Source organism: Bacillus sp. N6 (assembly GCF_052805735.1).
On record NZ_CM127843.1, the window covers coordinates 1,396,821 to 1,409,242 of the forward strand.

General features: G+C 34.7%; 15 protein-coding genes and 1 other annotated feature. Of the genes, 11 read left to right on the top strand and 4 right to left on the bottom strand.

Translation table 11 applies throughout. The features are described from left to right. The first annotated feature begins 166 nt into the window (after positions 1 to 166). From ACUXVC_RS07280 to ACUXVC_RS07305, 6 genes are all read left to right on the top strand, one after another. Positions 167 to 523: a lmo0954 family membrane protein gene (locus ACUXVC_RS07280; protein WP_000808640.1), complete on the top strand. Its 357-nt coding sequence runs from the start codon at positions 167 to 169 to the stop codon at positions 521 to 523. A 47-nt stretch (positions 524 to 570) separates the two neighbouring features. Further along, positions 571 to 1,233: a PspA/IM30 family protein gene (locus ACUXVC_RS07285; RefSeq protein ID WP_000814127.1), complete on the top strand. Its 663-nt coding sequence runs from the start codon at positions 571 to 573 to the stop codon at positions 1,231 to 1,233. Positions 1,234 to 1,339: 106 nt separating this feature from the next. Next, positions 1,340 to 2,080 (top strand): cell wall-active antibiotics response protein LiaF, encoded by a 741-nt coding sequence (liaF, locus tag ACUXVC_RS07290; protein ID WP_000716094.1) that lies wholly within the window; start codon positions 1,340 to 1,342, stop codon positions 2,078 to 2,080. Beyond that, positions 2,080 to 3,135: a sensor histidine kinase gene (locus tag ACUXVC_RS07295; RefSeq protein WP_000744326.1), complete on the top strand. Its 1,056-nt coding sequence runs from the start codon at positions 2,080 to 2,082 to the stop codon at positions 3,133 to 3,135. The genes liaF and ACUXVC_RS07295 overlap by 1 nt, the downstream gene beginning before the upstream one ends. Further along, positions 3,132 to 3,764: a response regulator gene (locus ACUXVC_RS07300; RefSeq protein WP_000598707.1), complete on the top strand. Its 633-nt coding sequence runs from the start codon at positions 3,132 to 3,134 to the stop codon at positions 3,762 to 3,764. Before ACUXVC_RS07295 ends, ACUXVC_RS07300 begins: the two co-directional genes overlap by 4 nt. 81 nt (positions 3,765 to 3,845) lie before the next feature. Further along, positions 3,846 to 4,184, top strand: coding sequence for a DUF3922 domain-containing protein (locus tag ACUXVC_RS07305; protein ID WP_072939635.1), 339 nt, complete (start codon positions 3,846 to 3,848; stop codon positions 4,182 to 4,184). Positions 4,185 to 4,208: 24 nt separating this feature from the next. On the opposite strand, the gene brnQ3 is transcribed toward ACUXVC_RS07305, so the two are convergent. Beyond that, a complete protein-coding gene (gene brnQ3, locus ACUXVC_RS07310) occupies positions 4,209 to 5,564 on the bottom strand; it encodes a branched-chain amino acid transport system II carrier protein BrnQ3 (protein WP_053564907.1) in 1,356 nt (451 codons plus the stop codon). Between the two features lie 56 nt (positions 5,565 to 5,620). Beyond that, positions 5,621 to 5,879 (bottom strand) — a binding site (T-box leader). A 272-nt stretch (positions 5,880 to 6,151) separates the two neighbouring features. Between brnQ3 and ACUXVC_RS07315 the strand changes: the two genes are divergently transcribed. Then, entirely contained in the window at positions 6,152 to 6,361 is a 210-nt protein-coding gene (locus ACUXVC_RS07315) for a hypothetical protein (protein WP_000880630.1), read from the top strand. A 40-nt stretch (positions 6,362 to 6,401) separates the two neighbouring features. Here ACUXVC_RS07315 and ACUXVC_RS07320 read toward each other — a convergent pair whose 3' ends face one another. Next, positions 6,402 to 7,178, bottom strand: coding sequence for a class I SAM-dependent methyltransferase (locus ACUXVC_RS07320; protein ID WP_095691167.1), 777 nt, complete (start codon positions 7,176 to 7,178; stop codon positions 6,402 to 6,404). Positions 7,179 to 7,286: 108 nt separating this feature from the next. Here ACUXVC_RS07320 and ACUXVC_RS07325 point away from each other — a divergent pair, with 108 nt between their 5' ends. Beyond that, positions 7,287 to 8,138, top strand: coding sequence for a hypothetical protein (locus tag ACUXVC_RS07325; protein ID WP_141241097.1), 852 nt, complete (start codon positions 7,287 to 7,289; stop codon positions 8,136 to 8,138). 197 nt (positions 8,139 to 8,335) lie between these two features. On the opposite strand, the gene ACUXVC_RS07330 is transcribed toward ACUXVC_RS07325, so the two are convergent. Further along, positions 8,336 to 8,533, bottom strand: coding sequence for a hypothetical protein (locus tag ACUXVC_RS07330; RefSeq protein ID WP_001053359.1), 198 nt, complete (start codon positions 8,531 to 8,533; stop codon positions 8,336 to 8,338). A 150-nt stretch (positions 8,534 to 8,683) separates the two neighbouring features. On the opposite strand from ACUXVC_RS07330, the gene ACUXVC_RS07335 reads away from it, so the two are divergent. From ACUXVC_RS07335 to hmpA, 3 genes are all read left to right on the top strand, one after another. Beyond that, positions 8,684 to 9,781, top strand: coding sequence for a site-2 protease family protein (locus ACUXVC_RS07335; protein ID WP_064531931.1), 1,098 nt, complete (start codon positions 8,684 to 8,686; stop codon positions 9,779 to 9,781). A gap of 114 nt (positions 9,782 to 9,895) precedes the next feature. Next, a complete protein-coding gene (locus tag ACUXVC_RS07340; RefSeq protein ID WP_053564903.1) occupies positions 9,896 to 10,414 on the top strand; it encodes a hypothetical protein in 519 nt (172 codons plus the stop codon). A gap of 159 nt (positions 10,415 to 10,573) precedes the next feature. Then, the gene (gene hmpA / locus ACUXVC_RS07345; RefSeq protein ID WP_069355305.1) at positions 10,574 to 11,782 is read left to right on the top strand and encodes an NO-inducible flavohemoprotein; all 1,209 of its coding nucleotides are present in this window, start codon (positions 10,574 to 10,576) and stop codon (positions 11,780 to 11,782) included. A 32-nt stretch (positions 11,783 to 11,814) separates the two neighbouring features. Here hmpA and ACUXVC_RS07350 read toward each other — a convergent pair whose 3' ends face one another. Beyond that, positions 11,815 to 12,327 (bottom strand): Crp/Fnr family transcriptional regulator, encoded by a 513-nt coding sequence (locus ACUXVC_RS07350; protein ID WP_000600585.1) that lies wholly within the window; start codon positions 12,325 to 12,327, stop codon positions 11,815 to 11,817. Positions 12,328 to 12,422: the final 95 nt, after the last annotated feature.

Here is a 12,422-nt window from a genome sequence, read left to right on the forward strand (position 1 = left end):
GTAATTAAAAAAACGTGCAGAGAATAAACTCTGCACGTTTTTTTGCGTAAAGGGCTGAATATGACTCGGTCTTAAGTCTGAGTTAAAAACGGTTCTTAAGCTCGTTATGGAAAGATGAAAAAATAGTTAAGATAAGAGTATCAAATCGAAGGGAGGCAAGCACAAGATGAAACAATTTCTAGCGTTTATCGCAGCCGGTATTTTGGCTTTAATTGCTCTTGGTAGTCTTGCTGGTATTGTAGGATTCGCAATCGGAGCAGGAGTTGTATATTGGAGCTATAAATCATTTGTGCGAGCTAAGTCATTTTTTGGAAAGTTAGCTTGGGGTATTGTTGGTTTAATCGGTTTATCCATTGCGCTTTCTCATTCACCAGCATTAATCGGTATCGCTGCTTTAGTGGTTTTATACTACGGATACCGTGAGTGGAAAAAAGAAAAAGATGTAGTTGTTGAATCTGCTCCAGAAAGTTCTAAACCATATAGCAACTTTGAAGATGAGTGGAACAAATTAATGAAAAACTAAAACAATAAATCAAATTATAAATAAAGTAGAAGAGAGGAAGATTTATAATGAAACAATCTTTATTCGGACGTGTACGCGATGCAATTTTAGCTGATTTTCATAACGTGTTAGATGAGAAGGAAAGAAAAAATCCAATTGCGATGTTAAACCAATATTTACGTGATAGTGAGCGTGAAATAACAAAAATTGAGAAGTTAATTGAACGTCATAAAACATTAAAATCTAACTTTGCTCGTGAGCTTGAGCAAGCACGTTATTTCGTTAACAAAAGATCAAAGCAAGCTATCATTGCTCAAGAAGCAGGCGAATTACAATTGCACGAACGTGCGTTAGAAGAGGTAGCTTATTATGAAGGGCAAGTAACTCGATTAGAAGAAATGTATGCAGGTGTTGTAGAGCAAATTGATGAGTTAGAGCGTCGTCTTTCTGAAATGAAAAATAAATTAAAAGAAATGCACGCAAAGCGTATGGAACTAATGGCACGTGAAAATATGGCACATGCAAATCGTCGTATGAATACTGCGATGCATAAAATGGATGAAAATAATCCGTTCTTACGATTTGAAGAAATTGAAGATCACATTCGTGACTTAGAAACTCGTATGAATGAAGAACATGAGCGTGACACATTTGATATGAAAATTGCAAAACTTGAGCGTGAAATGAAAGAAAAGAATGATGTATCGTTAACGAAAGAGTTAACAAAATAATAGTAGTATATTATAAAACAGGCTTATGATATAGTGATAGGAGAAAAGGTGTTGGAAAGCAATGCCTTTTCTTCTATGTATATGTGACAAGAAGGGGGGAGCTGAAATGAAGAAACATTTTTCAAAGACACAATTAATGGGGATGCTCCTCATCATATTTGGATTCGGTCTTTTTCTTGATATGATACTTGGACATTTTGAACCAGGTGGTCTCATTTTTGCATTTATTATGCTTATGTTTGGAAGGCATTATCGTAAAAAGAATCGTTATGTACGGGGAAATGTATTTTTATTTGTTGGTGGTATCGTATTTTTATTCTTCTTATTTTCATCAGCAGCATTTGTTCTTGTCGTATTTGCTTGTTTAGCTTTAATTGGTTATCAATTGATTCAACAAGGGCATCAGCAAAAAGCAATGAAGGTTGAAATTAAAGAAAAAGGGATTATAGACGAAGAGAAGCAAATATATCGTACAGAACCATATTTGAAAAATATGTTTGTAGGCAATGTACGAATGATGGATCATATTTATGAACTTGAGGATATTAATGTTCAATACGGTGCTTGTGATGTGGAAATAGATTTAACTACTGCTATGATTCCAGAAGGGGAAACGGTAATTGTTATTCGGGGTGTCGTTGGTAATATTCGTTTATATGTGCCATATGATATTGAACTTTCTTTAAATCATTCTGTTATTGTCGGACGTGTGCTCTTGCCAGGTCATGAAGAGACAGGGTTTAACCGCAATGTTACATTTAGAACAGAGCAGTATAAAGAGGCTCCTCGTCGTATTAAAATTATTTCTTCGCTTGTCGTAGGCGACACGGAAGTGAGGAAAGTATAATGAAGAAACAAAAAAATATTTCGTGGATGTATATTCGTTATTCTATGTTGTCTTCAGTTAGTATCGCACTCATTTGTACAATTGTATATGTATGGAAAAGCGAGCAACAAGTGTATGATTTATTATGGAAGGAATCCATCGCTTCTGTTCCAATTGGCTTGTTTATTATGACTACAAGTTTACTTATTGGGGGAATTGTAGGATATGCAATCGGTTACTATATAGAGCAGCGTATACAAGGATTAAATACGTTTCTATTTGAAGTAGAGCGAGGGAATTTTCCGAGCGATGTTTCGTTTACTGCAGATGATGAATTTCATGAAGTGGAACGAAAAGTGATCGTTCTGGCTCGTCGATTAGAGGAGCAAGCTGGACTCTTTCAAAAAGTAACGAATGAACGAGCTCATTGGAATGAAGAGATGAGACAAGAAGCAATTTCTCAAGAAAGGCATCGTTTAGCAAGGGAGTTGCATGATTCAGTAAGTCAGCAGCTTTTCGCAATGTCGATGATGATGTCAGCGATTAATGAACAAATAACTGAATTTCCAGATGTGACAAAAAAACAATTACAACTTGTTGAAAATATGGTTGTAAATGCTCAATCAGAAATGAGAGCATTGCTCCTTCATTTACGTCCTGTACAATTGGAAGGTAAGAAACTGACAGAAGGTATAGAGGAATTATTAACGGAATTATCGCGAAAACAACATATGAAAATTGAATGGCTTATTGAGCCAATAGAATTAAAAAAAGGTGTAGAAGATCATTTATTCCGTATTGTGCAAGAAGCGTTATCAAACACGTTGCGACACGCGAAGGCAAAGAAAACAGAAGTGCGCCTTCGAAAAATTGATCAATATGCGATTTTAAAAATTATTGATGACGGCGTTGGGTTTGAAGTAGGCGTTAATAAGGCAGGTTCATATGGCCTAAGATCGATGCAAGAGCGTGTTCATGAAATTGGTGGGACACTCAAGGTGCTTAGTTTCCCGGCCAAAGGTACACAAATAGAAGTAAAAGTACCGATTATGATTGAGAGAGGGGGAGAAGTATGATAAAAGTATTGCTTGTCGATGATCATGAAATGGTTCGTATGGGTGTATCGGCATATTTATCTACACAGCCAGATATTGAAGTAGTAGGGGAAGCTGAGAATGGACGAAAAGGATCAGAATTAGCATTGCAATTAAGACCGGATATTATTTTAATGGACCTTGTTATGGATGAGATGGATGGCGTCGAAGCAACACGTGCTATTATTCAAGAATGGCCAGAAGCAAAAATTGTAGTTGTAACAAGCTTTTTAGATGACGAAAAATTGTACCCTGTTATTGAGGCTGGTGCGACCAGTTACTTATTAAAAACATCAAGAGCAAGTGATATTGCCGATGCTGTACGAGCTACTTATGATGGAGAAACAGTATTAGAGCCGAAAGTTACCGGGAAAATGATGTCCCGTATGCGTCAAAAGAAAGAGCAACCTTTGCATGATGACTTAACGGAAAGAGAGTTTGAGATTTTGTTATTAATTGCAGAGGGAAAAAGTAATCAAGAGATTGCGGACGAGTTATTTATTGCACTGAAAACGGTAAAGACACATGTGAGTAACATATTAAATAAATTGAATGTAAGTGATCGTACTCAGGCAGTTATTTATGCATTTAGGCATCAATTAACGAAGTGATAAAGTGAAGCTTTAATTGGCGGGGAATTCCTCGCTGATTATTGGCTCGCTACAATATAGATTTGGCGTTAAAACCATCGAATGTTTTTATTGACGATAAATAATGTAAGCGTTATCATTAAGGTGTTAACAGTACATATAAAGGGGAGAATGTATATGTTAGTTCAAACTATATTCGGAATGGATAAGTCTAAAAAATTAGGGGAGTATGTGAACGCATTACAAGCACTTTGTGAACAATATAATGTTGAAACAGATAAAATTGCGATTATTGAGGCAACAGAGGAATACTATTTATTTTTAGTAAAGCAAGAAGAGCGCTATGATGTTGTCAAGGTAGAAACAGTTGATACAAATATTGAATATTATACGAAAGCTTATAAAATAAGCAGTTTTAATCATACTGCTTATCAAATGTAAAAAAACTCCCTTTTGGGAGTTTTTTTAGGAGGCTTTTACTTCGTTAGATTCGATTAGTAATGGAACTTTTTTCGTACCGCTTAACTTAGCGATTGTAAGGCCAAGAAGAGCTCCTGCTAATGCTGGTATTAGCCAACCGATTCCTTCATTATATAAAGGGATAAATTCAAAATATGGTGTGATGAATGAAACTGAAATACCACCTTGTTTTAATCCATCAAATACGCTCACTACAGCTGATCCGATTAAAGCACATACATAAACAGAGCGATATCCACCGAAGTATTTATGAAGTAACGATAGTAGTACGAGTACAATCGCAATTGGATACACAACAAGTAGAATTGGAACAGAGATTGCGATAATTTTCGTTAAACCTAAGTTGGCAACTAATAATCCTAATGCGCAAATGATACTCGCGAATGTTTTGTATGAAAATGTAGTCAATAATGTTGAAAAATATTGGCTGCACGCAGATACGAGTCCAACGCATGTCGTTAAACAAGCGAGTGTAACGATAAGAGATAATAGGAGCAAACCATACGGACCGAATAATTGTTGTACGATAACAGTAAGTAGCTGTCCACCATTTTTTGCATATCCGAGAGAGACACTAGTTGCCCCCAGCCAGCCGAGTGCACCATATACAAGTACGAGTCCTGTAGCGGCAATAAGCCCTGCTTTTGCTGTGGCGATGGCAATGGACTTACGATCATTCACACCTTTAGAGCGAATTGCATTTACAACGATAATTCCAAATGCAAGTGCTGAAATGGTGTCCATTGTTAAGTACCCTTCCATAAAGCCTTTGAAGATTGGAGAAGTTTGATACTCTTGCATAGCTGGTCCTGATTGCCCAAGTGGTGTAAAGACACTTTTAACAAACAATAAGAAAATTGAGATTAATAAAATAGGTGTTAATATATTTCCAATACGATCGACAAGTTTAGATGGATTTAAGCTCAGCCAAAATACGAAAGTAAAGAATATGATTGTATATACAAATAGCACTAGGCTGCTAGAGCGGATTGTTTCTGGTAAGAAAGAACTAACACCCATTTCATAAGCAACATTTGCAACACGTGGGATGCCCATGGATGGACCGATGGCAATGTATACAACTACTGTAAAGAAAATTCCGAATAATGGATGGACATGACTTGCAAGTTGCTGCATCCCATTTCCTGATAGAGAAATTGCGATAACAGTTAGTAGTGGTAAGCCAACTCCTGTTAGTAAAAATCCAATCATTGCTGGCCAAAAATTTTCACCTGCGTTTTGTCCAAGCATGGGAGGGAAAATTAAATTACCTGCCCCAAAAAATAAAGAAAATAGCATAAGACCCGTGAAAAAAATATGTTTTTTTGATACAGTGTTCATTGTTTTTCCTCCTTTTTTAAATTCATTTGTAAGAACACAAAAAACTCGTCCCTAAAGAAAGGGACGAGTTATATTTACCCGCGATACCACCCTAATTTACACATGTAGAAATAAATCTATATGTATACGGCTTTGCAACGTACAACATGATACGTGTTCCTTGTAACGGGGGACGGCCGGTAAGAACTTACTGTAACATTCGGTTCTACTTCTCGGAGATGATTTTCGGTTACGCACTGAACGTTGGCTTTCAGCAAATCGCCAACTCTCTGGGGAACAGTTCTATAACGTACTCGTTCTCGTCAATGAATTTTTATTCAAGTATTCTGACAGTATTGTTGCATGTTTTTTTTAGAAAGTCAATATGTTTTTTGAAAGATATATTTATATACGGAAATATCGAAAGTAATATTCGTTGTTGCAAAAGGAATAATGAATTGTAAAATGGGAGTAAAAATTTGTGGAGAATTGTAAAATTTATAGAGAAAGTTGATATTTATAGGAGTAAAGAAGGGATTATTTGAATTTACAGAGAATATTACAACAATCCACTTGCTGGAAAGAACAAACCAAAAGAGGTGACTGAAATGCTTGCGATGGGAGTATTATTTGGCATTATTGCTATAATTGGTTTTATGTGGTTATATTATTCGCGTTCGTTTAAACAAGCAGAAGTTTTACTCTTTCAAAAAGGTAGTTTGTTGACAAATCAGTCTAGATATTTAGTATGTCCGAAGTGTGGAAGTGCACAGGCCAGAAGTGGAGGATATCAAGAGTGTTGCAAAATTAGATTATGAAAGAAAGGAAGCCTCACATTATTTTGTGAGGCTTCCTTCCTTACAACTTCATGGCGCTCCAAATTGTCCATCGATCTCTTTCAATAATAGGAGAGACGTTTTGTAATGCGGTCTGTATATGTTGTAGAAGTTGAGAAAGTTCATCATCTGTTAACTCATATAGAATGGATCGACCTGTTCGAGGAGATAAATCTTGTAGCAATGCTTCTACAGAATCATGTATTTTTCGTACTTCCCATTGTGTTTGTGTGGGAAGCAGGTGAAGAGAATGTTTTTGTAATTCTTTCTGTATCGTGTTGGTTTTTGGACGTCTTTTTGACTCTATTTCAATGAGTTTTGGAAATATAGAGAAAAAATATCCACGAATGTGTTCGGGACTTCCTGGAACTGTACAATCTTCAATCGTTCGATCTTGTAAAATAAGTACACCGTTTTTATTTAATATACGAGAAGCTTCACATAAAAATGTAGGAATGTCTTGTAAATGATGAATAACTGCACGAGAAATAACTATGTCGAATGTTTCATTAGGGTATGGGATATTATGTGCATCACCGTGGATGAAAGAAATATTTGGAATGTTGCCGCAATTTTCTTTTGCAGCTTGTAATATTTCTTTTGAAAAATCAAGTCCCACAACATTTTTGGCTCCCATAAGAGCAAGTTCTTTCGTATAAATCCCGCCACCGCAGCCAATATCAATTATTTGCTTGTTTTGTATGTCTGTAATGTTTTTTACCATTTCAGCCCAAGAAATATGAGCGTTTCTTGTTGCGTATGTGTATTTATTATTTGGATCATGAAAATTAATGGACATGATAAAGACCTCCTTTCAATGATTAGTATAACTTATTTAATAGGATGTCACGTTTTTGTTTTATGTATGAAGATTATAAGAATTTCTTATCGTAAAAGGAGGATTAATTTGAAAGGGAAATATGTATTGTTGTTATTTGTTATGTTACTAGCAGCTTGTGGTCAAGCTGAGCAAAAAAAAGAAACAAAAAAAGTAGAAGAGACGGTGAATGAAGTGAAAGAAACAATTGGGGTAACCATTATACAAAAAAAACATAAAGAGAAAAAGTTGCAGGAATCAGAAGCGAAGTTAGTAATAGACATTTTGGATAAAGCTGAGAAACAAGAAATAACCGGAAGCTTCGGTGAACCTGAATATGAAATACAAATTAGTAGAGATGGGAAAAAAGAAACTTATTATGCATGGTTAAGGGGAGAAGATAGACGAGGATGGGTGCAATATAAGAAAGCTATGTATATGTTGAATGAAAAAGATACGGAAAAGCTTTTGGCTATATTTCCAAATGTTTCAGAACAAAAAGAAGATGAGATGCAGGTAGGTCCTTTAACGGAAGTAACAAAAAAAGATTTGCAGATTACTGCGTTTCATATTAAAGCGGGCGATCAAAACGTGAATTATATGGTACGGTATACGATTTCACAATCACTATATAACAAGTTAGTGAAGGAACGAGAGTATTATTTGCAACTCACTTTCCCAGAAAAAGTTCAAAAATTAATTGGAGCAAAAGAGAGTGAAATGATTTTAGGTGAAAAAGTAAAGGAAGGGTATAAGCAATATGAATTGCATGCTACTGTTCCGATAAAAGGTGCTTCAGAATCACAATTAAAATCATTAGAAACATATTACGAAAAGTATGATTTGAAAATATTAAACAGTGAAAAAGAAAAAATAGGCGTGTTTCAAAATATAATTCAAATCGTTAAAGAGTATGGTGAAAAAATGAATTTTCAAAGATAAAGTGAGACTTTAATCGGCAGAGGATGCTCATTTTTCGTTGATTAATAGTCTTTGCCAATTCGGCGTTGATTCCCGCTTAACTTCTTTGTTCCAACTGAATTTTGAGATAAGATCCTTATTGGCTGTAGCTGAATTGAAATTGTATGTAGCCTTTCCTAGGAAATGATAATAGAGAGGGGGGAAGAACACCCTCTCTATTATTTTGCTTTTGCAGATGGCTCATTCATTGATTTTCGTGTAATAAGAAATGAAATCATAAGAGCGGAAAGAATGATAAGAGTGATAAGTAAGTGATTTGGCAACCAATCTAATAATAATACATAGCTCACTGTATAAAAAATAAGAGTTGAAGCTAAAAATGATAAAACACTTATTATGAGAGATTGTAAATTCATTCGTATATACCTCCTTTATTTATATTTTTGGCTAAAAATGGATTAAATAAACATTATTTCTAACAATAGAAAAAAATATGTCATAATAGAGAAAAGAACAAGCTTTGATGAATGAATATGATTCATTAATGAGAGATAAAGGAGAGGAATATGAAAAATAATAAAAAAGGATTATGGGGAATTATTGTTGCGATAGGTCTATTTTTACTGTCTAAGTTAAAGTGGGTATTTGCAATTTTTAAATTAGCAAAGTTTTCAACGGTATTTAGTATGTTTCTATCGCTTGGCGCATACGCAGTTCTATATGGTTGGAAATTTGGAGTGGCGCTCATTTATTTGTTGTTTGTTCATGAAATGGGCCATTTATGGGCTGCGAAAAGAAAGGGGATCCCAACATCGCCAGCAATCTTTATTCCGTTTATGGGGGCCCTTATTGGAATGAAAGAGATGCCGAAAAATGCGAAAGATGAAGCTTACATCGCCTATATGGGGCCGCTTTTCGGACTTCTTTCATTTTTACCAGCGATCCCACTTTATATAATGACGCAAGAGCCGTTTTGGGCGCTTGTTATTTTGCTTGGAAGTATGATTAATTTCTTTAATTTAATTCCTGTTTCGCCGCTAGATGGTGGGCGAATTATTTCAGTTGTCAGTACTAAAATTTGGGGAGCAGGCCTTATTTTATTACTTGGCTATTCAATTTACTTTAAAAGTATTTTGGGAGGATTTATTGTTATTATCGGTTGTATGGAATTATACAGAGTGATAAAGAGAGATGAGCCGATTAAGGAATTAGGGCATAAAATTGATGGAATGAAAGAATATGTTGCTAGGCTTGAAGAGGAATTAAAAGAAACTGGAGCTGTACATCGGACTATATACATGATGCATCATGAGATGAATGCATTAAGACAAAGTGAACGGGAAAAAGAGTTACAAATAGGTGAACTTCAAAAAATGGAAGTGTTAGAGTATCTTTTACCGAAGTTTGAACCGTTAGATTATGTTCCATATGAAGATGAAATAGATGAGTATACTATTCACATAAGAGAAGCATTTGAAGCGTCAGAAAGAAAATTAAATGAATGGAAAACAGAAAAGGAACAACAAGAAAACTATTATAAAGTGGATACGAAAACGAAATGGACAGTATTTGCTTGTTATATCGGATTAATAGCTATACTTGGTTATACAGCTTATGAAGGTTATATTGTTTTACAGGAGCATTTGCCAAGACGAAATGTGTAGAAAAATATTGTCGAAATGATAGGAAGAATTAATACAGGAATTATATTTCTACGAGAGAATGTTACAAGTATAGTCATACATTGTAATATCTTTAGTAGAGAAGGAGTTCTGTATATGAAGAAATTGTTAAGTGTATTCGGGATTATTATCGTAATGATCATTGCGAGTTATAGTCTTATGAAAGTGCTGTTACATTATGCGAATAAGCCTGCTGAGGTAAATACAATAGCTCAAGTAGAAGATGTGCAAGAAGAGACAAAAGTGCTAGATTTTATTCGAATGACACATGAAAGCTATAATAATTTCTTAAATTATGGTAAAGCAGAGAATTATACAGACGGGGATTGGAAGCAATTTAAGCAATGGTTTCAACAACAAGAACCATCTTTAAAAAATATACATACGGAAATAAAGAATGAAAAAATAAAACGCGATGTAAATAGAAGTTATGAAATTGTAAAAAAAGGTGTGGAACTTCAAAATATTGAGTATGTAGTGTATGCCCACCGTGTATATCATGATTTGGATATTATCGTAAATAAATATAGAGGTGAAACGAATATCTGGGGGTATACGGAGTTTGGTGATGGGAAAGATAGAAAGGTAATTGAACAAGCTATACAAACAAAATAATAAGCTAGCTAGAATTCTAGTTAGCTTATTTTCTTTTGTAAATGCAATGTTCATATATTATTCACAAAAACAACGTGTTAATAGTGATTAAAATCACAATCTGCATTATAAGATTCAGTTAAACTAAAAACAGTTAAGGAAATAGAGGAGTGGGATACAATGTTAAGTGCAAAAACAATTGAAATCGTAAAGTCAACAGTACCATTATTACAAGAAAAAGGCGTTGAAATTACAACGAGATTTTATCAAATTTTATTTTCAGAACATCCGGAGTTATTGAATATTTTTAACCATACGAATCAGAAAAAGGGAAGACAACAACAAGCGTTAGCGAATGCTGTTTATGCAGCTGCAACGTACATTGATAATTTAGAAGCAATTATTCCAGTTGTAAAACAAATTGGTCATAAGCATAGAAGTTTAGGTATTAAAGCTGAGCATTATCCGATTGTAGGTACATGTTTACTACGTGCCATTAAAGAAGTCGCAGGTGCACCTGATGAAGTTTTAAATGCATGGGGAGAAGCATATGGTGTCATTGCTGATGCATTTATTAGCATTGAAGCAGAGATGTATGAAGAAGCTGCACATAAAGAAGGTGGATGGAAAGACTTCCGCAACTTTGTGATTGTTAAAAAAGTGAAGGAAAGCGATGTTATTACGTCATTTTATTTGAAACCTGAAGATGGAGGGAAAGTTTCTTCATTCATCCCAGGTCAATATGTAACGGTTCAAATCAATATTGAAGGTGAGACATATACACATAATCGTCAATACAGTTTATCCGATGCACCTGGGAAAGAATATTATCGTATTAGTGTAAAGAAAGAAAAAGGTGTAGATACACCAGACGGTAAAGTGTCTAATTACTTACATGAACATGTAAAAGAAGGAGATGTTTTACCAGTAAGTGCACCAGCGGGAGATTTCGTGTTAAATATGGATTCAACATTACCAGTTGTACTAATTAGTGGTGGAGTAGGGATTACACCGATGATGAGTATGTTAAATACGTTAATTGAACAAGATTCAAAACGTAATGTATATTTTGTTCATGCAGCAATAAATAGTAATACACATGCAATGAAAGAACACGTTAAGGCAGTAGAAAATGAATATGAACAAGTTAAAGCATATACTTGTTATTCTGCACCGACTGAAAAAGATATAGAAATGAAGAACTTTGATAAAGAAGGTTTCGTTGAAAGCGAATGGTTAAAAACTATTATTCCGACAACTGAAGCAGAATTTTATTTTTGTGGTCCAGTAGCATTTATGAAGCATATAAATGCTGCACTAACTGATTTAGGTGTGAAACAAGAGCATATTCATTATGAATTTTTCGGCCCAGCAACAAGCTTACAATAAGACGAATGAGAATAAACAAAAAAACGAGGTATTTATTTTACCTCGTTTTTTATTTGTTCTCGTAATAAACGGTTAACTGTTTCACGGCGTATGCCTATCAGTTGACCAATTTCAGTTTGTGTTAATATTTCATATATAGGAATGTCACCTAAATATAATGTGAACCATTCTTGTAAACGATGAAGACGTTCTTTCGGAGAGACGGTTGTCAATTGATCAATTCGTTGTTGCATCATTCTTAATTTAGATTGCAATTGCATAGCGATGTTGGCATATGATTCGGGATTTGCTTGAAGTCTCTCATACCATTCACTACTAGTGATCGGTTCAACTTCTGTTTTTATTAAAGCGATAGCTGTACCGTGATATTCTTTCGGTGAAATCAAAGAATGATGAGGTATCGTTTCACCTGGAACGATAATGTTGAATAAAAATGGTGTTCCGTCTTCCTCTAGCCGAACTACTTTTAATAAGCCTGTTTTTATAAAGTATAAAGGACCGTCCTCGCCTTGACGGAATAGTACATCTCCTTTGTGTAGAATCAATGTTAGCCCCCCATTAATATGTTTCTATTTCTTCTATTTTAGCGTATATGTATATAGACAATATGCTATTTCAACAGCAATTTCATTGACGAAAT

Excerpts from the sequence above, each read along its gene's own strand:
- ACUXVC_RS07280 (WP_000808640.1), top strand. The coding sequence starts at position 167 with ATGAAACAATTTCTAGCGTTTATCGCAGCCGGTATTTTGGCTTTAATT.
- ACUXVC_RS07285 (WP_000814127.1), top strand. The coding sequence starts at position 571 with ATGAAACAATCTTTATTCGGACGTGTACGCGATGCAATTTTAGCTGAT.
- liaF (WP_000716094.1), top strand. The coding sequence starts at position 1,340 with ATGAAGAAACATTTTTCAAAGACACAATTAATGGGGATGCTCCTCATC.
- ACUXVC_RS07295 (WP_000744326.1), top strand. The coding sequence starts at position 2,080 with ATGAAGAAACAAAAAAATATTTCGTGGATGTATATTCGTTATTCTATG.
- ACUXVC_RS07300 (WP_000598707.1), top strand. The coding sequence starts at position 3,132 with ATGATAAAAGTATTGCTTGTCGATGATCATGAAATGGTTCGTATGGGT.
- ACUXVC_RS07305 (WP_072939635.1), top strand. The coding sequence starts at position 3,846 with ATGTTTTTATTGACGATAAATAATGTAAGCGTTATCATTAAGGTGTTA.
- brnQ3 (WP_053564907.1), bottom strand. The coding sequence starts at position 5,564 with ATGAACACTGTATCAAAAAAACATATTTTTTTCACGGGTCTTATGCTA.
- ACUXVC_RS07315 (WP_000880630.1), top strand. The coding sequence starts at position 6,152 with ATGCTTGCGATGGGAGTATTATTTGGCATTATTGCTATAATTGGTTTT.
- ACUXVC_RS07320 (WP_095691167.1), bottom strand. The coding sequence starts at position 7,178 with ATGTCCATTAATTTTCATGATCCAAATAATAAATACACATACGCAACA.
- ACUXVC_RS07330 (WP_001053359.1), bottom strand. The coding sequence starts at position 8,533 with ATGAATTTACAATCTCTCATAATAAGTGTTTTATCATTTTTAGCTTCA.
- ACUXVC_RS07335 (WP_064531931.1), top strand. The coding sequence starts at position 8,684 with ATGAAAAATAATAAAAAAGGATTATGGGGAATTATTGTTGCGATAGGT.
- ACUXVC_RS07340 (WP_053564903.1), top strand. The coding sequence starts at position 9,896 with ATGAAGAAATTGTTAAGTGTATTCGGGATTATTATCGTAATGATCATT.
- hmpA (WP_069355305.1), top strand. The coding sequence starts at position 10,574 with ATGTTAAGTGCAAAAACAATTGAAATCGTAAAGTCAACAGTACCATTA.